This window comes from Nocardioides sp. (genome assembly GCF_031397825.1).
In the GTDB taxonomy this organism is placed as follows: domain Bacteria; phylum Actinomycetota; class Actinomycetes; order Propionibacteriales; family Nocardioidaceae; genus Nocardioides.
The window spans coordinates 39361-59760 of record NZ_JANNML010000242.1; the positions used below are offsets into that span (position 1 = coordinate 39361).

The 20400-nt window shown below is 71.0% G+C and carries 19 protein-coding genes and 1 pseudogene; 5 read left to right on the plus strand and 15 right to left on the minus strand.

Features of this window, described 5'->3' with window-relative positions:
- Positions 1–3: 3 nt before the first annotated feature.
- From RMN98_RS20595 to RMN98_RS20605, 3 genes are read right to left on the minus strand one after another with little or no spacing between them, the layout of a single operon-like run.
- Positions 4–1395, minus strand: a complete 1392-nt coding sequence (locus RMN98_RS20595; protein WP_309650696.1) for an MFS transporter — start codon at positions 1393–1395, stop codon at positions 4–6.
- Positions 1392–2204 carry a glycerophosphodiester phosphodiesterase gene (locus RMN98_RS20600; RefSeq protein WP_309650697.1) on the minus strand — a complete coding sequence of 271 codons (813 nt, stop codon included), beginning with the start codon at positions 2202–2204 and terminating at the stop codon, positions 1392–1394. Before RMN98_RS20600 ends, RMN98_RS20595 begins: the two co-directional genes overlap by 4 nt.
- A gap of 40 nt (positions 2205–2244) precedes the next feature.
- On the minus strand, positions 2245–2868 hold the full coding sequence (locus RMN98_RS20605; RefSeq protein ID WP_309650698.1) for a TetR/AcrR family transcriptional regulator: 624 nt from the start codon (positions 2866–2868) through the stop codon (positions 2245–2247).
- Between the two features lie 68 nt (positions 2869–2936).
- Here RMN98_RS20605 and RMN98_RS20610 point away from each other — a divergent pair, with 68 nt between their 5' ends.
- Positions 2937–5930, plus strand: a complete 2994-nt coding sequence (locus tag RMN98_RS20610; RefSeq protein WP_309650699.1) for a crotonase/enoyl-CoA hydratase family protein — start codon at positions 2937–2939, stop codon at positions 5928–5930.
- A 120-nt stretch (positions 5931–6050) separates the two neighbouring features.
- Here the strand turns inward: RMN98_RS20610 and RMN98_RS20615 are convergent, their stop codons facing one another.
- Positions 6051–7577, minus strand: coding sequence for a UDP-N-acetylglucosamine 1-carboxyvinyltransferase (locus RMN98_RS20615; protein WP_309650700.1), 1527 nt, complete (start codon positions 7575–7577; stop codon positions 6051–6053).
- A 114-nt stretch (positions 7578–7691) separates the two neighbouring features.
- Between RMN98_RS20615 and RMN98_RS20620 the strand changes: the two genes are divergently transcribed.
- On the plus strand, positions 7692–8714 hold the full coding sequence (locus tag RMN98_RS20620) for a zinc-dependent alcohol dehydrogenase family protein (RefSeq protein ID WP_309650701.1): 1023 nt from the start codon (positions 7692–7694) through the stop codon (positions 8712–8714).
- Between the two features lie 353 nt (positions 8715–9067).
- On the opposite strand, the gene RMN98_RS20625 is transcribed toward RMN98_RS20620, so the two are convergent.
- Positions 9068–9229 (minus strand): hypothetical protein, encoded by a 162-nt coding sequence (locus RMN98_RS20625; RefSeq protein WP_309650702.1) that lies wholly within the window; start codon positions 9227–9229, stop codon positions 9068–9070.
- A 134-nt stretch (positions 9230–9363) separates the two neighbouring features.
- The gene (locus RMN98_RS20630) at positions 9364–10155 is read right to left on the minus strand and encodes a DNA-formamidopyrimidine glycosylase family protein (RefSeq protein WP_309650703.1); all 792 of its coding nucleotides are present in this window, start codon (positions 10153–10155) and stop codon (positions 9364–9366) included.
- Positions 10156–10253: 98 nt separating this feature from the next.
- Between RMN98_RS20630 and RMN98_RS20635 the strand changes: the two genes are divergently transcribed.
- Complete coding sequence (locus RMN98_RS20635) at positions 10254–10532, plus strand: DUF3072 domain-containing protein (RefSeq protein WP_309650704.1); 279 nt, start codon at positions 10254–10256, stop codon at positions 10530–10532.
- Positions 10533–10534: 2 nt separating this feature from the next.
- Here the strand turns inward: RMN98_RS20635 and RMN98_RS20640 are convergent, their stop codons facing one another.
- The 4 genes from RMN98_RS20640 to RMN98_RS20655 form a co-directional block, all read right to left on the minus strand.
- Positions 10535–11419: a GNAT family N-acetyltransferase gene (locus tag RMN98_RS20640; protein WP_309650705.1), complete on the minus strand. Its 885-nt coding sequence runs from the start codon at positions 11417–11419 to the stop codon at positions 10535–10537.
- A 177-nt stretch (positions 11420–11596) separates the two neighbouring features.
- Entirely contained in the window at positions 11597–11791 is a 195-nt protein-coding gene (locus tag RMN98_RS20645; protein WP_309650706.1) for a hypothetical protein, read from the minus strand.
- A 73-nt stretch (positions 11792–11864) separates the two neighbouring features.
- The gene (gene chrA, locus RMN98_RS20650; protein WP_309650707.1) at positions 11865–13247 is read right to left on the minus strand and encodes a chromate efflux transporter; all 1383 of its coding nucleotides are present in this window, start codon (positions 13245–13247) and stop codon (positions 11865–11867) included.
- Positions 13244–14113 (minus strand): LLM class F420-dependent oxidoreductase, encoded by an 870-nt coding sequence (locus RMN98_RS20655; RefSeq protein ID WP_309650708.1) that lies wholly within the window; start codon positions 14111–14113, stop codon positions 13244–13246. The genes chrA and RMN98_RS20655 overlap by 4 nt, the downstream gene beginning before the upstream one ends.
- Positions 14114–14164: 51 nt before the next feature.
- Between RMN98_RS20655 and RMN98_RS20660 the strand changes: the two genes are divergently transcribed.
- Complete coding sequence (locus RMN98_RS20660) at positions 14165–14833, plus strand: peptidylprolyl isomerase (protein ID WP_309650709.1); 669 nt, start codon at positions 14165–14167, stop codon at positions 14831–14833.
- Here the strand turns inward: RMN98_RS20660 and RMN98_RS20665 are convergent.
- Together RMN98_RS20665 and RMN98_RS20670 are read right to left on the minus strand one after the other, a co-directional pair.
- The gene (locus RMN98_RS20665; protein WP_309650710.1) at positions 14830–15729 is read right to left on the minus strand and encodes an oxidoreductase; all 900 of its coding nucleotides are present in this window, start codon (positions 15727–15729) and stop codon (positions 14830–14832) included. The two genes, RMN98_RS20660 and RMN98_RS20665, sit on opposite strands and share 4 nt — an antisense overlap.
- The gene (locus RMN98_RS20670; RefSeq protein WP_309650711.1) at positions 15729–16190 is read right to left on the minus strand and encodes an OsmC family protein; all 462 of its coding nucleotides are present in this window, start codon (positions 16188–16190) and stop codon (positions 15729–15731) included. Before RMN98_RS20670 ends, RMN98_RS20665 begins: the two co-directional genes overlap by 1 nt.
- Positions 16191–16579: 389 nt before the next feature.
- Between RMN98_RS20670 and RMN98_RS20675 the strand changes: the two genes are divergently transcribed.
- On the plus strand, positions 16580–17578 hold the full coding sequence (locus RMN98_RS20675; RefSeq protein ID WP_309650712.1) for an NADP-dependent oxidoreductase: 999 nt from the start codon (positions 16580–16582) through the stop codon (positions 17576–17578).
- A gap of 122 nt (positions 17579–17700) precedes the next feature.
- Here RMN98_RS20675 and RMN98_RS20680 read toward each other — a convergent pair whose 3' ends face one another.
- The 3 genes and pseudogenes from RMN98_RS20680 to RMN98_RS21115 all read right to left on the minus strand — a co-directional run.
- The gene (locus tag RMN98_RS20680; RefSeq protein ID WP_309650713.1) at positions 17701–19419 is read right to left on the minus strand and encodes an aminotransferase class V-fold PLP-dependent enzyme; all 1719 of its coding nucleotides are present in this window, start codon (positions 19417–19419) and stop codon (positions 17701–17703) included.
- A 90-nt stretch (positions 19420–19509) separates the two neighbouring features.
- The gene (locus RMN98_RS20685; RefSeq protein ID WP_309650714.1) at positions 19510–20046 is read right to left on the minus strand and encodes a hypothetical protein; all 537 of its coding nucleotides are present in this window, start codon (positions 20044–20046) and stop codon (positions 19510–19512) included.
- A 43-nt stretch (positions 20047–20089) separates the two neighbouring features.
- Positions 20090–20392, minus strand: a pseudogene (locus tag RMN98_RS21115) (EamA family transporter); the annotation flags it as partial.
- Positions 20393–20400: the final 8 nt, after the last annotated feature.

A 20400-nucleotide genomic window follows, 5' to 3' on the forward strand; every position in this document is an offset into this window, starting at 1 on the left:
GGGTCAGACCACCCGTGGGACCACGTTGCCGGCCTCCTCGATGCCCCGGCGGGGATCCACCCGGTAGAGCAGGGCGCCACCCACGACGAAGAACACGATGAGCGCGAAGATCGCCGGGCGGTAGGAGTCGGTGAGCTGGTGGACCAGACCGAAGACGAGGGTGCCGAGCCAGCTCGTGCCACGCTCGCAGGCCTGGTAGAGCGAGAAGTACTCCGCCTCGCGGCCGCGGGGGATCAGCTGGCTGAAGAACGAGCGGGACAACGCCTGGGTGCCGCCGAGGACCAGGCCGATGCCGACCGCGAGGGCCAGGAAGAGCCCGACGTTCTTCTCCGGCAGGAAGTAGCCCACGGTCACGATGACCATCCAGACCACGAGCCCGCCCAGGATCACCTGGCGGCTCCCGCGCTTGGCTGCCAGCCGGCCGAAGAGCAGCGCACCGAAGAACGCGACGAACTGCACGAGCAGGATCGTGGCGATCAGCACCGAGGTGCTGAAGCCGAGCTCCTTCTCGCCGTAGATCGAGGCCGATGCGATCACGGTCTGGATGCCGTCGTTGTAGAACAGGTAGCCCAGCAGGAAGGTCAGCGTCATCGGGTAGTTGCGCATGTCCTTCAACGTGGCGCCGAGCTGGCCGAAGCTCTGGCGCACCAGCCCCCCGGGCTCACGCTCGACGTGCACCGGCTCGCGGTTGCGGATCACGCGGTAGGGGATGACGGTGAACGCCGCCCACCAGATGGCGGCCGAGAGCATGCTGACCCGCACGGCCATGCCGGTGCCCATGCCCAGGGAGTCGTGCAGCGTGACGACGGCCAGGTTGACCGCGAGCAGCAGCCCGCCACCCAGGTAGCCCATCGCCCAGCCACGCGAGGAGACGCGGTCGCGCTCGTCGGGCTCGGCGATCTCGCACAGGATGGCGTCGTAGACCACCAAGGACGAGCCCAGGCAGATGTTGGCCACGAAGAGCAGCCCCACGCCGAGCTGCCAGTTGTCGCCGGTGACGAAGAACATGCAGCCGGCGGCCAGGCTGCCGGCCCAGGCGAAGCCCGCCATGATGTTCTTCTTCTTCGCCGTGCGGTCGGCGGCCGCGCCCACGATGGGCAGCAGCAGGGCGGAGGCGATCGTGGCGATGGTGACGACGTAGAACACCAGGGAGCCCGGTGAGATCCCGACCCCGAGGACCTGCAGGTTGTCGGTGCACTTCAGGCCGGCGTCCTCGTCGGTGACGAAGCCGCAGGCGGCCTGCTCGGCGACCGAGGTGAGGTAGGGCGCGAAGAGCACCGTCGCGATGGTCGTGACGTAGGCACTGTTGGCCCAGTCGTACCAGTACCAGGCCTTCTGCTCCTTGGCCCGGTTGAGCGGGTCGAGGTCAGCGACCCCCGGTGTCTGTGTCGTCATGCTGTCTCCCTCCATTGCCCGCGCTCCTCGAGCACGGTCCTCAGCACATCGGTCCGGTCTGTGAACATCCCGTCGACGCCCCGGTCGAGAAGCTCCCTCATCTCGTCCGGGTGGTCGATCGTCCACACGTGCACGTGCTTGCCGGCCGCGTGCGCACGACGCACGAGACCGGGTGTCGCGACGACCCACCGGCCACGCCGGTGGGGGATCTGGAGGGCGGCCACGCGCCCACGGGTCACGAGGTCGGCGAGCCGCCCGCTCGGCAGGAACCGGAAGGCGACTGCCTCGAGGGGGTGCGCCGACGTCGGCACCAGGCCGCCCGTGAGCTCGCGGAAGTGCCGCAGCCGGCTCCGGGAGAACGATCCGACGAGCACCCGTTCCTCGGCGTCCCGCGCGGAGATGAAGTCCGCCAACGGGGCCACCGCGCCGTGGGACTTGAGGTCGATGTTGAAGCGCGCCCGCGGGAACTGCTCGAAGAGCTCGGCGAGGGTGGGCACCCGCTCACGCCCGCCGACCAGGGCGTCGCGCACCTCGGCGTACGACGCGGAGGCGATCTCGCCAGTCCGGTCGGTGACGCGGTCGAGGACCCGGTCGTGGAAGGCCAGCAGGACCCCGTCACGGGTGACGTGCACGTCGGTCTCGAGGTAGTCGTAGCCGAGATCGACAGCGTGACGGAAGGCCGACATCGTGTTCTCGAGACCCTCGATGTCGGGGTGGTAGACCCCGCCGCGGTGCGCGAACGCGAGCACCGAGCCCGGCTGGTCCAGGACCTCGTCGAGGTAGGGGAATCCGGTCCTCGGCGACGTCACGGATGCAGTATTCACCCAGATGACGGGTTTGGGTGGCGGCTCAGAACCACGAGTCTGCGTCGGTGTCGCCGAGCAGGACCGGCAGGGCGGCGACCCAGCGGCGGACGAGGCGCTCGTGGGAGGCGCGGTCGCCCCCGAGGAGGCCGGTCATGGCGGCCCCTGTGAGCAGGTCGATGGTGAACTGGACCAGGGTCGGGACGCGGGCGTCGGTCGTGCCGACGACCCCGGTGACGGCGTGGTGCACGGCCTCGAACACGGTCCGCTCGACCGGCACCAGGGCCTCGCGGAGGGCGGTGTCGGCGCGCGCCGCGACCCACAGCTCGAGGACCACCAGGAAGGCCGGGTGTTCGAGGTCGCTGCGCACGACGGCGACGGCTCGCTCCCACGAGCGCTCGGTGGGGGCATTCTCGTCCGTGCCGGCGCGCAGGACGCCGAGACGACGTCGGGCGACGTCCTCGACGACGGCGACCATGAGCGAGGCGCGGGTGGGGAAGTGGTGCAGGAGGGTGCCGCGGGCGACGCCGGCCCGGTCCTGGACCTCGGCAATGGTCGTGGCCGCGTGGCCGCGCTCCAGCAGGCAGTCGAAGGTGGCGTCCAGGACCCGGGCCCGGGTGGTGGCCGTGCGCTCGCCCTGGGTACGCCGGGGGGCTGGGCTGGGTGACATGGGGTCACCGTAGCGACCGGGACAGGGCATACTGGCATAAACAGTCCGAACGTACGGGAAGTGTGCCCATGAGTCCCTCGAACCCCCGGCGACAGCTGAGTCGCACCCTGCGTCAGGGCGGCGCCCTCGCGCGGGTCGCGGTCACCGCAGCCCGCAACCCGGACCTGCGCCGGGGGTTGGTGGCGCAGGTCAGCGGCGGGCTGCTCGGGGGAGAGACGGCCGGTGGGGGACCGGCCGCCGCGTCGGACGCGGTCGCCGGCGGCGTGGTGGTCCCCGCACCGGCCGGGGTGGCCGACTTCCCCCGCCACGTCCACGCCCAGGCGGGGTGCGGGGCAGGACCGGCCGACGTGGCGTCGTACGTCCGTGACCTCGGGCAGGTCGCGCAGTGGCTCACCATCCACTCGACCTGGCGCGGCGAGGGTCCGGGCGTGATCGAGGAGGGTGACCGCTTCGCCCAGCAGATCCTGCTGATGGAGATCCCGGCCGAGGCGCGCTGGACGGTGGCGCGGGTGGACGAGACCGGATTCGAGCTGAGGGGGACCGGGCCGATGGGCATCACCTTGGGGCTGTGGTGCACCGTCGCTGCCTCCGCGAGCGGCTCGGTCGTGCGGCTCGACGCCGGGCTCGACGGCGCGCCCGTGCGCGGGCCGGTGGGCTCGACCGCCGTGCGGAGCGTCGAGAAGGCGCTCGTGGCGTCGCTGGAGCTCCTGACCTCCCAGGTGTCGGGCTCGGCGCCGGCGCGGTTGCGGGTGTCCGCCGACCCGGTCCTGCACGTGGCCTCGGGGCGGTTCCTCGACCCGTGGACGCCGGTCATCGTCGGGGTCGGCCAGGTCGTCCAGCGCGAGCCCGACGCCTCCCAGGACCCGGTCGCCCTGTCGGCCGACGCGCTGCGTGCCGCGCTCGTCGACAGCGGCGCGAGCGTCGACCTGCTGGCGCTCGCGGACGCTGTCTACGCCGTGCCGAGCGCGTCGTGGACCTACGCCGACCAGGCCCTGCTGGTCGCGGACGCGGTCGGGGCGCGGCCCGACGAGACCGTGCAGTCGAGCCCCTACGGCGGTGACGGTGGTCAGCTGGTCATCAACGACGCCGCCGAGCTGGTGGCCGGCGGTCGTGCTCAGGTGGTGCTGGTCAGCGGGGCCGAGGCGGGCTCGACGCTGGCCTGGGCACAGAAGAACGACGTCACGCTGCCCTGGGCGCGCCAGGACGAGTCGGTCGTGCCGAGCCGCGTGATCGGTCTCGACAGGCGACCCAACAACGAGGCCGAGACCGCGGTGGGCCTCGGGGCACCCATCTACACCTACGCGCTGATGGAGTCGGCGGTCCGTGCTCGGCTCGGTCGCACGCCCGCGGAGCACACGAGCGCCGTGGCGCGGCTGTGGGCGGGCTTCTCGGAGATCGCGTCGCGCAACCCGTTCGCCTGGTCGCCGACGCGTCAGGGTGCCGAGCGCATCGCAACGGTGGCACCGGACAACCGCGCCGTCTCGTCGCCCTACACGAAGCTGATGTGCGCCAACCTCCAGGTCGACCTCGCGGCGGGGTCGATCGTGACCAGCGTCGCTGCAGCCGAGGCCGCCGGGGTGCCGCAGGAACGATGGGTGTTCGTGCACGCCGGCGCGTCGGCGTACGACGAGTGGTTCGTCTCGGAGCGCGCCGACCTGTCCCGCTCGCCGGCGATCGCGGCGCTCGGGGCTGCGGCACTCGACCACGCGGGCGTGGGCATCGATGACGTGGCGCACATCGACCTCTACGCGTGCTTCCCGTCCGCGGTCGAGATCGGCGCCGACGCGCTGGGGCTGCCGATCGACGACCCGGCGCGCCCGTTGACGGTCACGGGCGGTCTGACCTTCGCGGGCGGTCCGGGCAACAACTACGGCAGCCACGCGATCGCCTCGATGGTGCCGGTGCTGCGCGCCGACCCGGGCGCGCGCGGGCTGTGCACGTCGCTGGGCTGGTATGCCACCAAGCACGCGCTCGGCCTCTACTCGGCGACCCCGCCCGAGCGCACCTACGCGCACCTGCGCCCCGTGGTCGAGCAACCGCCGAAGCGACCGGTCGTGACGTCGTACGACGGCGAGACGGTCGTCGAGGCGTTCACGGTGCCCTTCGACCGGTCCGGTGCGGCCGAGGCCGGGATCCTCAGCCTGCTGACGCCGTCGGGGACGCGGGTGCTGGTGCGCACGGTGGACCCGACGGTCGTCGGAGCCCTCGAGGACGGGGACCTGCTGGGAGCTCGGGTGCTCGTCGCCGGGGAGTCGGTGACGGTGCTCGGTTCCGGCTCCTACGAGCTGCCGGCTCCGCCGCGCTCACCGGTGCGCCGATCTCTCGAGGGTGCGGTGCTGGTCGTGACGCTGGACCGGCCCGAGGTGCGCAACGCCGTCGACGCACGGACCGCGGAGGCGCTCGAGAGCGCGATCGACGACGCCGAGGCGGACCCACGCGTGCGGGCCATCGTGCTGACGGGTGCCGGCGACACGTTCTGCGCCGGGATGGACCTCAAGGCCGCGGCGCGCGGCGAGCTGCCGCTGACCGCCGGGCGAGGCCCCCTGGGCCTGACCGGTCGGCCGTCGGTGAAGCCGCTGGTCGTCGCGGTGGAGGGGAGCGCGCTCGCCGGTGGCTGCGAGCTCGCGCTCGCCGCCGACCTCGTCGTGGCCGCCTCCGACGCGGTCTTCGGCATCCCCGAGGTCAAGCGCGGCCTGGCCGCGGCCGCCGGGGGAGTGCTCCGACTGCGCGAGCGGCTCCCGCGCAACGTCGCGATGGAGATGGCCTTGCTGGGCGAGCCGATGTCGGCCGTGCGGCTCGCCGAGCTGGGCCTGGTCAACCGGGTCACGTCACCCGGAGCCGCCCTCGATGTCGCTCTCGAGCTCGCTCAGGCGATCGCTGCCAACGCGCCGCTCAGCGTCGCCGTCGGCAAGCGGATCGTCGACGAGTCACCCGGCTGGCCCGCCGACGAGGCCTTCGACCGGCAGACCGAGCTCGCCTCGCCCGTCATCCTCTCCGACGACGCCCGGGAGGGTGTCGAGGCCTTCGGTGCGCGGCGCCCGCCGGTGTGGTCCGGGCGTTGAGCTGGTTGGTCCCTGGGGTTGCGGTCTGGTCACCAACCGCAGTCCCCGGGGCCGAAAACATGCGGTTGGTGACCAATCCGCATGCCCGGGACGGGCGCGAGCATCCCGGCCCACCCCGCGTCAGATGTCGCGGAACGTCTCGATGGAGGCGCCGAGCTCGTTGAGCCGCTCGGCGAGGTCCTCGTAGCCACGGTGGATGACGTAGGTGCCGCGGAGGACCGAGGTACCCTTGGAGGCGAGCATCGCGAGCAGGATGACCACCGCGGGGCGCAGGGCCGGGGGACACATGAGCTCGGCACCGGTCCAGGTGGTGGGGCCCTCGATCATCACGCGGTGCGGGTCGAGGAGCTTGACGTGGCCGCCGAGCTTGTTGAGGTCGGTGAGGTAGATCGCCCGGTTGTCGTAGACCCAGTCGTGCAGGTAGGTCTGGCCATCGGCGACGGCTGCGATGACCGCGAAGAACGGCAGGTTGTCGATGTTGAGCCCGGGGAACGGCATCGGGTGGATCTTGTCCAGCGGCGCGTGCAGGTCCGAGGGCTGGGTGGTGAGGTCGACGAGGCGGGTGTTGCCGTTGGCGGCGACGTACTCCTCGGTGCGCGAGTAGTTGAGACCCATCTCCTCGAGCAGCGCGAGCTCGATCTCGAGGAACTCGATCGGCACCCGACGGATGGTGATGGAGGACTTCGTCACGATGGCCGCGGCCAGCAGCGACATCGCCTCGATCGGGTCCTCGCTGGGGGAGTAGTCGACGTCCACGTCGATCTCGGCCAGGCCGCTGACCGTGAGCGTGGTCGTGCCGATGCCCTCGACGCTCACGCCGAGGCGCTGGAGGTAGAAGCACAGGTCCTGGACCATGTAGTTGGACGAGGCGTTGCGGATGATCGTCGTGCCGGGGTGCAGCGCCGCTGCCATCAGCGCGTTCTCCGTGACGGTGTCGCCGCGCTCGGTCAGCACGATCGGGCGCGTCGGCTCGATCGCCCGGTTGACCTGCGCGTGGTAGAACCGGTCGCTCGCCTTGACCTCGAGCCCGAAGGGGCGCAGGGCGCTCATGTGCGGCTCGACGGTGCGGGTGCCGAGGTTGCAGCCGCCGGCGTAGGGCAGCTCGAAGGTCTCCATCCGGTGCAGCAGCGGGCCGAGGAACATGATCACCGAGCGCGTACGACGAGCCGCCTCCTCGTCGAGGTTGCTGAGGTCGAGCTCCTTGGGCGGGATGATCTCGAGGTCGTTCTCCTCGTTGAGCCACTTGGTCTGCACGCCGAGGCTGTTGAGGACCTCGAGCAGCCGGTTGACCTCCTCGATGCGCGCCACCTTGCGCAGCGTCGTACGCCCGCGGTTGAGCAGCGAGGCACACAGCAGCGCGACACCGGCGTTCTTGGACGTCTTGACGTCGATCGAGCCCGAGAGCGTGGTGGGGCCGGTGACGCGCAGGTGCGTCGGACCGGCGCCGAGGGCCACGATCTCGGAGTCGAGCGCCTCGCCGATGCGGGCCAGCATCTCGAGCGACAGGTTCTGGTGGCCCTTCTCGATGCGGTTGATCGCGCTCTGGCTCGTGCCGAGGACCCCGGCGAGCTGGTGCTGCGTCAGGCCGCGGTGCTTGCGCGCGTCCCGGATGAGGTTGCCGATACGACCCTTGTAGTCCGTTGCCATGCGTCGACGGTAACTCACATGTGAGATAACGCCAATCTGCCTCGCCCGGGGTGGAGCTACCCCCCGGACGGTTGGCTTGACCGCGCTCACCAGGGGGGTGCGAGGATCGGCGCCATGCGAGCAACCACCATCCACGCGCCCCGCGACATTCGGGTCTCCGAGGTCCCGGACCCGACCATCACCGCTCCGACGGACGCCATCATCAAGGTGACCGCGGGCTGCATCTGCGGCTCCGACCTGTGGCCCTACCGCGGCGAGAACCCGATCACCGAGGGCGCGACGATCGGCCACGAGTGCGTCGGCGTCGTCGAGGAGGTCGGCTCCGAGGTCCGCTCGTTCAAGCCGGGCGACTTCGTGGTCGTGCCGTTCTGCCACAGCGACAACATCTGCGCCCACTGCCAGCACGGCGCCCACTCGGTCTGCACCAACCTCGGGATGACCGTGAGCGGTCAGGCGGAGTACGCGCTGGCGACCCAGGCCGAGGGCAGCCTGGTCAAGCTCGACGAGATGCCGGACGCGTCGATGGTCCCGTCGCTGCTGGCCCTCTCGGACGTCATGCCGACCGGCTGGCACGCAGCGGTGTGCGCGGGGGTGCCCGAGGGCGGCACCGTGGTCGTCGTCGGCGACGGCGCCGTCGGCCTGTGTGGCGTCCTCGCCGCGTCCGTGATGGGCGCCGAGAAGGTCATCGTGATGTCCCGGCACGAGCCCCGACAGAAGATCGCGACGGCCTTCGGTGCCACCCACGTCGTCGCCGCCCGCGGCAAGGAGGGTGCGGCGGCGGTCAAGGAGATCACCGGCGGCGTCGGGGCCGACGCCGTCCTCGAGTGCGTCGGCACCGACGACGCGATGGGCACGGCCTTCGCCGTCGCCCGCCCCGGCTCGATGGTCGGCTTCGTGGGCGTGCCCCACGGCGTCCAGCTGCCGGTGCAGAAGATGTTCCAGAAGAACGTCGGCCTGCGCGGCGGCATGGCCCCCGTGCGCCGCTACCTGCCCGAGCTGCTCGACCTGGTCACCTCGGGCACGATCGAGCCGGGCCTCGTCTTCGACTCGACGCTGCCGCTGGACCAGGTCGCGGACGGCTACCGCGCGATGGACGAGCGACGCGCCATCAAGGTGATGCTCGACCTGCAGGCCTGAGGACACGACGCCCGGCTCAGCGAGCGGTCACCCGCGCCACGTCCGACCACGGCGCTACCCATGCGTTGCCGGTGAAGCGCACCGGGTAGGTGTCCCGGCCCAGACCGCTTGCCCGGCACCTGGTCAGGATGCGATCTGGCCGGGGATCGGTGACGGCGCGCACGGGCACTGGTCACCGCAGGCGAGGAAGGTGTGGATGCCGTGACCGCACCGGGCGCACGGCATGTCGTGCGACAGGTGGGTCTGGCTGTCCTGATGGGTGTCCCACATGGTCTGACCTCCTCTCCCTGGTCCGATCGGACGGCTGCTGGCCGACCTTCGGAGTTTGCGGGATCCTCGGGCAGCGGTGTCGCTCAGACGCGTGCGAGGTCGCGCTCGGCGCGCGTGGGCTGACCCGAGGGCGTGCAGTCGCACGAGTCGGAGCAGGCCAGGAAGGTGTGCATCGCGTGGCCGCAGTGACCACACGGCATGTCGTGGCTCAGCAGGTGGTTGTTGCCCTGCGCGGTGTCCCACATGGAAGTGCCCCCAGAGAAGAGTCGGTTCCCCACGAAGGTAGGCCTCCTCAGGCCCCGGCGCGGGGAGAATCACACGGAAGTAGTCCGTTCGGACTACGGGAAATGACCCGCCGGGGCCGGTCGTGGGTCGGGGGTCACCCCTGGCAGACCGGGCACCAGTAGAGGGTGCGAGCGGCCATGGGCCCCGAGTGGACCTCCGCCCCGCAGCGACGGCAGGGGAGACCGGTCCTGCCGTAGACGTAGTGTGCGTCGTCCCGGCGTGGCCTACCGTGTGGTCGTGCGCGGTCCTCGGGCTCGGTGGTCACGATGCGGCCCGCGCTCACGCCGGCGCGCAGGAGCACCACCAGGTCGTCCCAGATCGCCTGGACGACAGCCGGGTCGACGTCGCGCCCGGGGACGAACGGGCTGGTCTCGTGGCGCAGCAGCACCTCGGCGCGGTAGACGTTGCCGACGCCGGCGATGACCGCCTGGTCCATCAGCAGGGTGCCGATCGGGGCGCGGCTGCGCCCGACGCGTGACACGAACGCCCCGGCGTCGGCGTCGCGGCGCAGGGGATCGGGCCCGAGTCGCGCCAGCAGCACGTCGCGCTCTGGATCGGTCATCAGCTCGCACGCGGTCGGCCCGCGCAGCTCGACCCAGTGGTCGTCGGTGGTGAGCAGGAGACGCAGCGCTCCGCGCGGGTCGGGCGCCGGTGCCTCCCCGTCACGGAACTTGCCGAACAGCCCGAGGTGCACGTGCAGCCACAGGTCGTCGTAGCGGTGGAAGAGGTGCTTGCCCCAGGCATCGGTCGCGTCGACCACCTGGCCGTCGATCAGCGCGGCTCCCTCGGCGAAGCGACCCTGGGGGCTCGACGCGGCGACGCGGCGCCCGGCCAGCAAGGTCCGGTGGCGACGCGCAAGACGGTGGATGGTGTGTCCCTCTGGCACGGACCGAGTGTGCGGTGGGGCTCCAAGGAGCCGGCGCTGTCTGTGGTTTCACCCCAAAGTGTCCTTGCGTCGTCGGCGCGGCGACGTACGTTGGGGTCATGACCGCATCGAACACGCATTCGACCAACCCCGACGACGCAGCCACCGACGCAGCCGCTCAGCCGGGCGAGACCGACGTCCTCGGCGGCGAGGCGTCCAACACGACGGAGAAGGACCCCGCTGATTGGGTCACGGGCGATGAGCCGATGACCGGCGCCCAGCGCAGCTACCTCGACACGCTGGCCCGTGACGCCGGCGAGACGCTGTCGGCCGACCTCACCAAGGCCGAGGCCTCCGAGCAGATCGAGCGACTGCAGGCGGCGTCAGACCGGGCCTGACGTCAGGCGGATGTCCGGAGCGCCGACACGGGAGCCTCGAACCACGCCGCCGTCGAGGTCGGTTTGAACCCGACGCCGGTGTAGACAGCACCCGCGGCTTCGGTGCCGAAGCCGATCTTGACCCGGCGGGCGCCGGCCGCCGCGAGCCGTTCGACACCTTCGGAGACCATGGCTGTCGCGAGTCCACGCCGCTGGTGGTCGTCCTCGACCCGCACCGGCTCGACCAGACCGACGCCGGTCACGGGGTCGGACCAGCACAGCACGTAGCCCGCGACACCACCGTCGGCCGTCTCGACCGCGAGGTCGAGCGCGGGGTCGTAGAGCGGGCACACGCCGAGTCGCTCCGCGACGTCGTCGCCGTTGCGGGGGCGCATCGGGTGCGGAGAGCCCGCGCGTCCGGTGCGGTCGACGATCCGGTAGCCAGGAGCAGGGGAGCGTGCTGCTTGACGCTCATCGATGTCGAGCCACGCCGTGTGGTCGCGCGACCCCACGACCATGTCCGCTGTCAGGGCCAGTGCCTCCAGGGCCGGATCGGTGCTCGGCACGGGTACGACGACCTTGCCCGATGCGTGCCGCCCGACCTGCTCCCGCGCCTGGGCCCACACGATGTCGAGCGCAGGGCCAGTTGCGCCCGGGACGAGGATCGGGTCGCAGTTCCACAGGTCTGCACCCCAGCTCGTGAGCCACACACCGGCAACGGGTCCGTCATCGTCGACCCAGAAATGCTGCTCCAGGTCGTCGGACTCGCGCGGTCTGCGCCACCACCACTGGACGTCTGCCGCCTCCCACATGCCCGCCAGCGGGTCGACGAGTCGGACGCGCTGCAGCAGCGTCGAGACCAGCAGCAGGGCGTCGTGTCCGGAGGCGGTGGTCCGGCGGATCGTCACGGCCTCAGTCTCATCCGCCCGCCGTGACCGCGCATCTGGTTTTCAGCGCTGCGAACGGCCCGACTGTCGGCGAGCGGAGCCATGGTGGATAGTGCCGATAACTGACATTATGTCAACTAACAAGCGCACGGGCGCCTCCCAAGGCCGTAGCACCCGCCGCCTGACCGTGGCGTGTCGCTACCAGCCGCCGCCGCGAGCGCCCCTGTTGACCCGTCGCTCAGCGTCCCGGTGAGCGTCCAGGTTGCGCTGCGCGTGAGGATCCAGCGGCTCGCCCCTCGTCCTCCGGACGTCGATGACCACCAGGACGAGAAAGGCGACGGCAACGGTAGCCAGGAACAGCACCGCTACGACGGCCACCATGGTGTGCAGCATGAGGTCGAGGGTACTGCGACCAGCCGAGCCCGGCCACACGTGCACGTGCGGCGGTGCCGCCGGAGGGTGCCGGTCATAGTCCGGTCGCGACCAAGCCCCAGAGCACCCCGGCCAGCGTGCACACGCCGAGGGTGCGCAGCACGCTCCAGCGCAGTCGGAAGATCAGCAGGCAGCCGAGCGCCGTGATGACCACGGCCGAGGCATGGAGCGAGTCGAGGACCGGGACGTCGAGGTCGAGGGGCCCGGAGGTCAGCCGACGCGTGTCGTCGAAGAGCGTGTGCACGGCGAAGAACACCGCCAGGCTGCCGATGACGCCGACGACGGCGGCGGTGATGCCGCTCAGGGCTGAGGCCAGGGTCCGGTTGCCGCGCAGGCGTTCGACGTAGGGCGCGCCCAGCAGGATGAAGAGGAAGCAGGGCACGAAGGTCACCCAGGTGGTCAGCAGCGCCGCCAGCAGCGCGGCCACCCACGGGTCGAGACTGCCGGGAGCTCGGTAGGCGCCGACGAACGCCACGAACTGGACGACCATGATCAGCGGCCCGGGCGTCGTCTCGGCCAGGGCGAGTCCTCGGACCATCTCCCCCGGCGCCAGCCAGCCGTAGACATCGACGGCCTGCTGGGCGACGTAGGCGAGCACGGCGTAGGCGCCGCCGAAGGTGACGACTGCCGCGCCCGAGAAGAAGACGCCCTGGTCGACGAAGATGCTGGAGCGTCCGGCGAGCACCGCCGCCAGCACGACGGGTGCTGCCCAGAGAGTGAGCCCCACGCCGAGGATGAGGGCGGCCCGGCGGCCCGAAGGGCGCTCCGTGTGCAGGGCGTCGTCGCTGACCAGGGGTGGTGGTCCTTCGTCCTCCGCCGCAGGCCGTGGCTTCGCCAGGGTCGGCACGGCGCGGCCGAGCAGCCACCCACCGGCCGCGCCAGCCAGGACCACCAGGGGGAACGGGACGGCGAACAAGGTCAGCGCCACGAAGGCCGCGACGGCCAGTCCGACGAGCCCGGGATGGCCGAGCCCCTTGCTCCCGACGCGGATCACCGCCTGGATGACGATGGCGATCACCGCGGGCGCGAGACCGAGGAACACCGACTCCACGAGCGTGGTGTCGCCGTAGCCGACGTAGATCGCCGAGAGCGCCAGCAGGGCCACGACCCCAGGGAGCACGAAGAGGATGCCGGCGACGAGCGCTCCCTTGACACCGTTGAGGAGCCACCCGATGTAGGTCGCGAGCTGCTGGGCCTCCGGGCCGGGCAGCAGCGTGCAGTAGGAGAGGGCGAAGAGGAAGCGCTGCTGCCCGATCCACCGACGCTCGTCGACCAGCGTGCGCTGCATGACGGCGATCTGGCCGGCCGGACCGCCGAAGGTCTGCAGCGAGATGAGGAACCACGCCTTGGTGGCCTCGCGCAGCGGGATGACGTGGTGGCTGTGCGCCGACGTGGGCCGCTCGGCGGCCTCGCTCACAGCTGCTGGAGACGCGGGAGCACCTGCTCGCACATCTCCGTGGTCCAGGCGACGGGGTCGTCCCCCTGCGGCATGAGGGTGACCAGCTCGATGCCGAGCGCGGCGTAGGCCTCCATGTCGGCGAGGAACGCGTCGGTGTCACCGGTGGGGTCGGCGTCGAGGACCATCGACTTCTCGATGGTGTCGTAGTCACGCCCCAGGTCGTCGCAGTGGCGACGCAGGACGTCGAGCTTGTGCGCCATCACGTCGGGGCCCTGGCCGAAGATGTTGCAGGCGTCGGCGTACTGGGCGACCATCCGCAGCGTCTTGCGCTCCCCCGCTCCCCCGATCAGGATCCGCGGCCCGGGCTGCTGGACCGGCGGCGGGACGCACACGGTCTCGGCGAGCTGGAAGTGCGTGCCGTCGAAGGCGCCGTCGTCGTCGCTCCACATCTGGCGGCAGACCCGGAGGGTCTCCTCGAGCCGCTCGAAGCGCTCGCTGGTGGAGGGGAACGGGACGCCGAGACCGGCGTGCTCGCGGTCGTACCACGCGGCGCCGATCCCGAGCATCGCTCGGCCGCCCGACAGCCGGTCGACGGTCGTGACGGTCTTGGCGAGGAGCCCGGGGTGGCGGTAGGTGACACCGGTGACCAGCAGGCTGAGGCGCACCCGCTCGGTGACGGCCGCGAGGTAGCCGAGGGTCGTGTAGCCCTCCAGCATCGGCTCCGCCGGTCCGCCGAAGTCCTCCATCTGGAACCAGTGGTCCATGACGGTGAACCACGCTGCTCCGCCCTGGTCGGCCACGCGCGCCGTCGCGGTCAGGCGCTCCTCGAGGGTGTGTGCCCAGTCGGGGTGGCTGAAGTTGGCGTAGTGGACTCCCAGCTGCATGGGGCGAGCCTAGGGGTCGGCGGTGAACGGCGCTCCCCTACCATCGGGCGCATGTCGAAACGACCCCTGACCCTCATCGCCGCCCTGGTGCTCGCTGCTGGCCTGACCGCCTGCGGCGGCGAGGACGAGACCGCCGCTGACAGCGCGCCCGTCGACAACGCCAACTCCGTGCCGTGCACCTACACCGAGGAGGGGGGTGCGGCGAAGGAGGCCGACCTGCCTCCCGACATGTCGGCCTACGACGGCGACGTGCCGGTCACGATCACGACGTCGGCCGGTGAGGTCTCGGCCACGCTCGACGCCTCGGCGGCCCCCTGCACGGTCAACTCCTTCGTCTCGCTGGCCGAGCAGGGCTACTTCGACGACACGATCTGCCACCGGCTCACCACCCAGGGGATCTTCGTGCTCCAGTGCGGTGACCCGAGCGGCACCGGTGGCGGCGGCCCGGGCTACTCCTTCCCCGACGAGGTCACCGGCGACGAGAAGTACGGGCCCGCCACGATCGCCATGGCCAACGCGGGACCGGACACCAACGGCTCGCAGTTCTTCCTGGTCTACGGCGACTCCTCCGTCCTGCAGCCCGACTACACCGTCTTCGGCGAGATGGACCCCGAGGGTCTGAAGGTCGTCGAGGAGGTCGGTGCTGCCGGCACCGCTGACGGCGGCCCGGACGGAGCACCCGCCACCGAGATCGGCATCAGCGCCGTCACCGTCGACTAGTTCCTTCCCCCGAGGGGGAACCCCACCCCGCTCAGCGACTCCGACCTCTCCCAGCACGCGCGGGCGAGGTCGGGGTCGCTGGCACTTCGGCTGCGCCCGACGCTGACCGGCCACCCGCTCATCTCCTTGAAGCGGTGGGGGCCGAGGTAGCTGTTGCCCGGCACGTCCATCGTGGCGGCGTAGAGCGTGGGCAGCGCGCCCTGCCAGGGCTTCATGCCGACGAGGCCGTGGCCCCACGACCCGACCCAGGTCTTGAGGCCGTTTCCGGTGTTGGCGGTGATCGCGGTCGCCGTGGACCCGGGGTGGGCGCCGGTGACGCGCAGGGTGCTCCCCACCGAGGTGAGACGCCGCTGCAGCTCGGCGAGGAACAGCATGTTGGCGAGCTTGGACTGCGCATAGGCGGCGTACGCCGAGTAGCCGCGCCGCGACCAGTCCAGGTCGTCGAGCTCGAGGACCCCGGAGCGGTGCGACTGGGAGCTGACGACGACGACCCGGTCGGTGAGACGCGGCAGCAGCAGGTTGCTCAGGGCGAAGTGCCCGAGGTGGTTGGTCGCGAGGTGGAGCTCGATCCCGTCGACGCTGAGGCCGAACGGCACCCCGAGGATGCCCGCGTTGTTGACGAGCACGTCGACCTCGCCGGTGTCGTCGGCGAAGGCGCGCACGGAGGACAGGTCGGAGACGTCGAGCCGCCGTACCTCCACGTCGCCCTGGATGCTCGCGGCGGCGACCTCGCCCTTGGCGACGCTGCGCACGGCGAGCACCACGTGCGCGCCGGCCTCGGCCAGGGCCCGAGCGGTCTCGAGGCCGATCCCGCTGTTGGCGCCGGTGACGACGAAGCGTCGTCCATCCTGACGTGGCACGCGGGTCCACGGGGCCACCCGCGGAGCGCCTGGCATCAGGCTCGTTCCTCGGCGATGGCGTAGTCCACGGGCTCGCCCAGCGTCACCGTCCTGGAGACCGTGCAGATCCGGTCGTGGGTCTGCTGGACGGCGCGTGGGAGGAACGCGCGGGCCTGGTCGCCGGCCTCGCCCTCGGGGAAGACCACGTCGAAGGTGACCGTGAGCCCGACCAGGTGGCTGCCGCCCTCGTCCCTGACCTTGTGGCCCTCAGCCGTCACGTCGAAGGACAGCGGCTGCGCACGACGGCTGGTCAGCTCGTCGACGGTGACCCCGGCGCACCCGGCGAGTGCAGCCAGCAGCAGCTCGACGGGGGTGAAGTCCGGGTCCTCACCGCTGCCGATCGGGACGATCCCGCCACGCTGGTTGGTGGCCTTGTAGCGGCCCTCCCCGATGCGGGTCAGGTCGACCCCCCGCCAGGTGTCGGCATGCTTGTCGGGCGTCGGCGTCGGGTCGCTCATGGCGCACAGACTGCCAGACCGCGGACTCCCCCGTGGGCGGGATCAGCGCGAGCGCGTGACCCAGCGCAGTCGACCCCGGCGGGCCGCCCGTGCGTCCGCCGCGGCGAGTTCCACGTCTCGGAGCTGCGCGTGGTCCCGATCGGCGTGGACCCGTCCGTTGACGATTCCTCGGGCCAGGTGCAGCTGCGTCGACATGGGTGCTCATCCTCTCGACCCCCGGCGTGGGAGTCACGGTTGGTGTAACAAGTAGTGCCGCTCGTGCGACTCTTACATCGTAGTGAGGTGCAGGGTCCGCTCCCGCATCCACGACAGGGTGATCTCGCCCACCTCCTGACGGGCGCCCCGGGGGGTCCTGCTGCGCTGCTGCGTGGCCTGGGAGGATCGAGGGCATGGCTACGACGACCCGCGAGATCCACCTGTCCACCCGCCCCGTGGGGCTGCCCGGTCCGGAGCACTTCGACACCGCCTCCGTCGACCTGCCCGACCTCGCCGACGGCGAGGTGCTCGTGCGCAACACCGTGCTGTCGGTCGACCCCTACATGCGCGGTCGCATGAACGACGTGAAGTCCTACGTGCCGCCCTTCCAGCTCGGCGCCCCGATGGACGGCGGCGCCATCGGCGTCGTCGAGGAGTCGCGCTCGGACAAGCTCGCCGTCGGCGACACCGTGCTGACGATGGCCGGCTGGCGCGAGCACGCGGTCCTGCCCGCGGCCGCGGCCCGCAAGCTCGACGTCTCCCAGGTCCCCGCCAGCGCCTACCTCGGCGTGCTCGGCATGCCCGGCCTCACGGCGTACGTCGGGCTCAAGCGCATCGCGGAGCTCCGCGAGGGTGACATCGTGTTCATCTCGGGCGCGGCCGGTGCTGTCGGCTCGGTCGCCGGCCAGGTCGCGCGCCAGCTCGGTGCGGGCAAGGTCATCGGGTCGGCGGGCTCGCCGGAGAAGGTCTCGTGGCTGGTCGACGAGCTGGGCTTCGACGCGGCGTTCGACTACCACGACGGCCCCGTGGCCAAGCAGCTCAAGGAGCACGGGCCGGTCGACGTCTACTTCGACAACGTCGGTGGCGAGCACCTCGAGGGAGCGGTCTTCCACATGGCCGACTTCGGCCGGATCGCGTTGTGCGGCGCGATCGCCGGCTACAACGCCGACGCCCCCGAGCCGGGCCCCCGCAACCTGATGATGCTGGTGTCCAAGCGGATCACGATGCGCGGCTTCATCGTCAGCGACCACGCCGACCTGACCTCGGACTTCTACCGCGAGGCGGGTGCCTGGCTCGCCGCCGGGGACCTCACCTATCGCGAGACCTACTTCGACGGTCTCGACCACATGGTCGACGCGTTCCGTGGGCTCTACTCCGGCGGCAACACCGGCAAGATGCTGGTGCGGCTCTGAGGTGAACAGGTGTGCTCCCGGGCATGCGGTCTGGTCACCAACCGCAGGTCCGGGAGCCTCCGGATTGCGGTTGGTGACCAAACCGCAACCCCCGGGGACACGTCACCGACCCGAGCGCACCCTCAGCGCGACAGACACACCGCAGGCAGGTCGAACCACCGCAGGTGCTCGAAGTCGGGGCTGACGTTGCCGGGGTGGCCGGCGAGGTCGGGACCGACGGCGGCGTGGAGCAACGCCGCGCCGTCGCGCAGGTGGTCGGCGAGCAGCTCGACTCCCCCGGTGGCGGTGTTGGAGGGCATGGACGCCACGCCCCCCGCGTAGGACACGTCCAGGAGCGAGAGCGGCGGCATGACCAGTCCGTCGCGGTGACGCCACAGGCCGGTGGTGGTGTCGAAGGTGTAGTCGCCGAGCAGCTTCCACCCGTCGCGCGCGACCAGCCGGACGGCCTCGACGACGTAGTCGGCTACCTCGTCGGCCACGAAGTAGTTGAAGTTGACCCGCACCCAGCCCGGCTTGATGCCCTCGCAGCCACCGGAGATCTCCCGCTCGAACTCGTGGGAGCGCTCGAGGTCGATGCCGAGCAGGCGGTGGCCGTAGGGACCGGCGCAGGAGCACCCGCCGCGCGACTGGATGCCGAAGAGGTCGTTGAGCAGCGCCACGACGTAGTTGTGGTGCAGGTAGCGGCCCGACGGCGAGCGGAGGATGAAGGACACGATGGAGAGCCGCTCGGCATCGAGGTTGCCGAGCACCTCGATCGCGGGGTCGTCCTTCCAGGAGCCGATGGCGCGGGAGAGGTGTCGCTCCTCCTGCTCCCGGATGGTCGCCACACCGACAGCCTCCTTGAGCTGGAAGACGAGTCCCGCACGGATCGACTCGATGATCGCCGGGGTGCCCCCCTCCTCGCGGTGGGTCGGGTCCTCGAAGTAGCGGTGGTCGTCGTCGTTGACGTAGAGGACGGTCCCCCCGCCGGGGACGTCGGGCACCCGGTTGGCGAAGAGCTCGCGCCGCGCCACCAGGACGCCGGGCGTCGAGGGTCCGCCGATGAACTTGTGCGGCGACAGGAAGACCGCGTCCTTGTAGGACAGCGGACGGGCCGAATCGACGGCCTCCATGTCGATGTCGATGTACGGCGCCGCGGCAGCGAAGTCCCAGAGGCTCAGTGCCCCGTGCTCGTGCAGGAGTGTCGAGATCCCGGCCGTGTCGGAGAGGATGCCGGTCACGTTGGAGGCTGCCGAGAAGGACCCGATCTTGAGCGGGCGGTCGGCGTGCTTCTCGAGCTGCACGCGCAGGTCGTCGGCGTCCACTCCCCCGTCGCCGTCCTGGCGGATGACCACCACGTCGGCGATCGACTCGCGCCACGGGATCTCGTTGGAGTGATGCTCGTAGGGGCCGAGGAAGACGACGGGCCGCTCCGACGGCGGGATGTGGTCGGTCAGGTGGTGGGTGTCGTCGAGCACCGAGGGGATCCGCAGGCCGAGGACACCGATGAGCTTGGCGATCGCCCCGGTGCACCCGGACCCGGCGAAGATCACCACGGAGTCATCGCCGCCGACCGCGCGGCGGATGATCTCGCGGGCGTCCTCGCGCAGCCGCGTGGTCTGCAGGCCCGTCCCGCTCGACTCGGTGTGGGTGTTGGCGTAGGAGGGCAGGACCTGGTCGCGGATGAAGTCCTCGATGAAGCTCAGCGCCCGCCCGGAGGCCGTGTAGTCGGCGTAGGTCACCCGGCGACGGCCGTAGGGCGTCTCCATCAGGTGGTCCTCGCCGATCACCGAGTCTCGGATCAGCCGGAGCAGCGCGACCTTGTCGGCGGCAGCGGCAGCGGCGTCGTCGAGGGGGTCCATGACCCCACGATAGGCCTCGTGACGATGCCGCGGGCCGAGAGAGTGCTCCCGACCCGCGGCGTGTGCGACACATCCCCCGGAGGGGACGACTCAGCGGACGACCACGCGCACCCGACGGTTGCCGTTGACGACCATGTCGACCGGGCCGAGGACGTGGCGCTTCTGGATCTGGAGCTTGCGGCCGAAGATGCTCAGGTCGGCCTGGACCTCGTCGTTGCGGACCTGCTCCCGGACCGCCTTGAGGATCTTGGCGAGCGAGCTCTGGTAGGCGGCCTCGCTGTAGAGGAAGTTGCCGCCGGTCATCGAGATCGACCCCCGCTGACCAGCCGCGCGGGCCGGGACGGTGAAGGAGACCGGGACCGTGCGCTGACCCGACGGGCCGTTGAGCACCTGGCGCAGCAGGAGCTTCTTGCCGGCGACCGCCAGCGCGGGCTCCTGGCGGCCCAGCGTCACCCACGCACCCTGGCGGTACTGCTGGACGGCTCCGAGGGTGTACGTCGCCTTGCTGTCCGTGACGTCGCCCTCGGCCGTGGCGCTGGTGACCGTGACCCCGTCGAGCTGGCTGAGCCCGAAGAGCACGTCGGGCAGGTCGAAGCTCGCCTCGTAGTGCCAACACCACCACGCCAACGAAGGCAATTACCACTCCAGCGGACGTCATGAGAGACGGCCTCTCCGCGAGCAGCGGCCAAGCCAGCAGCACGGTGAAGGGCGTGGCCAGTTGATAGGCGACAGCCGACAGGCTTCCCGAGCCGAGTCCAAGGCCAACGTAGAAGAGCCCGAAATTCAGCCCTCCGAGGAAGACCGAAATAGCTGCGACAGGGCCCAATTGTTGACGTGTCGGCCTTTTGACGAACGGAATAAGCAGCAGCGCGATGGCCACGAAGCGCAGCGCGAGGAAGAAGAGCGGCGGAAACTCGGCGACGCCCACTTTGATGGCCACGAACTGATAACCCCATAGCAAAGGGACGGTCACCGCACAGA

What these genes read in the sequence shown, in the direction of transcription:
- RMN98_RS20610 (WP_309650699.1), top strand. Translation starts at nt 2,937, where the DNA reads ATGAGTCCCTCGAACCCCCGGCGACAGCTGAGTCGCACCCTGCGTCAG.
- RMN98_RS20645 (WP_309650706.1), bottom strand. Translation starts at nt 11,791, where the DNA reads ATGCTGCACACCATGGTGGCCGTCGTAGCGGTGCTGTTCCTGGCTACC.
- RMN98_RS20635 (WP_309650704.1), top strand. Translation starts at nt 10,254, where the DNA reads ATGACCGCATCGAACACGCATTCGACCAACCCCGACGACGCAGCCACC.
- RMN98_RS20615 (WP_309650700.1), bottom strand. Translation starts at nt 7,577, where the DNA reads ATGGCAACGGACTACAAGGGTCGTATCGGCAACCTCATCCGGGACGCG.
- RMN98_RS20605 (WP_309650698.1), bottom strand. Translation starts at nt 2,868, where the DNA reads ATGTCACCCAGCCCAGCCCCCCGGCGTACCCAGGGCGAGCGCACGGCC.
- RMN98_RS20620 (WP_309650701.1), top strand. Translation starts at nt 7,692, where the DNA reads ATGCGAGCAACCACCATCCACGCGCCCCGCGACATTCGGGTCTCCGAG.
- RMN98_RS20595 (WP_309650696.1), bottom strand. Translation starts at nt 1,395, where the DNA reads ATGACGACACAGACACCGGGGGTCGCTGACCTCGACCCGCTCAACCGG.
- RMN98_RS20670 (WP_309650711.1), bottom strand. Translation starts at nt 16,190, where the DNA reads ATGAGCGACCCGACGCCGACGCCCGACAAGCATGCCGACACCTGGCGG.
- RMN98_RS20660 (WP_309650709.1), top strand. Translation starts at nt 14,165, where the DNA reads ATGTCGAAACGACCCCTGACCCTCATCGCCGCCCTGGTGCTCGCTGCT.
- RMN98_RS20625 (WP_309650702.1), bottom strand. Translation starts at nt 9,229, where the DNA reads ATGTGGGACACCGCGCAGGGCAACAACCACCTGCTGAGCCACGACATG.
- RMN98_RS20675 (WP_309650712.1), top strand. Translation starts at nt 16,580, where the DNA reads ATGGCTACGACGACCCGCGAGATCCACCTGTCCACCCGCCCCGTGGGG.
- RMN98_RS20680 (WP_309650713.1), bottom strand. Translation starts at nt 19,419, where the DNA reads ATGGACCCCCTCGACGACGCCGCTGCCGCTGCCGCCGACAAGGTCGCG.
- RMN98_RS20655 (WP_309650708.1), bottom strand. Translation starts at nt 14,113, where the DNA reads ATGCAGCTGGGAGTCCACTACGCCAACTTCAGCCACCCCGACTGGGCA.
- RMN98_RS20665 (WP_309650710.1), bottom strand. Translation starts at nt 15,729, where the DNA reads ATGCCAGGCGCTCCGCGGGTGGCCCCGTGGACCCGCGTGCCACGTCAG.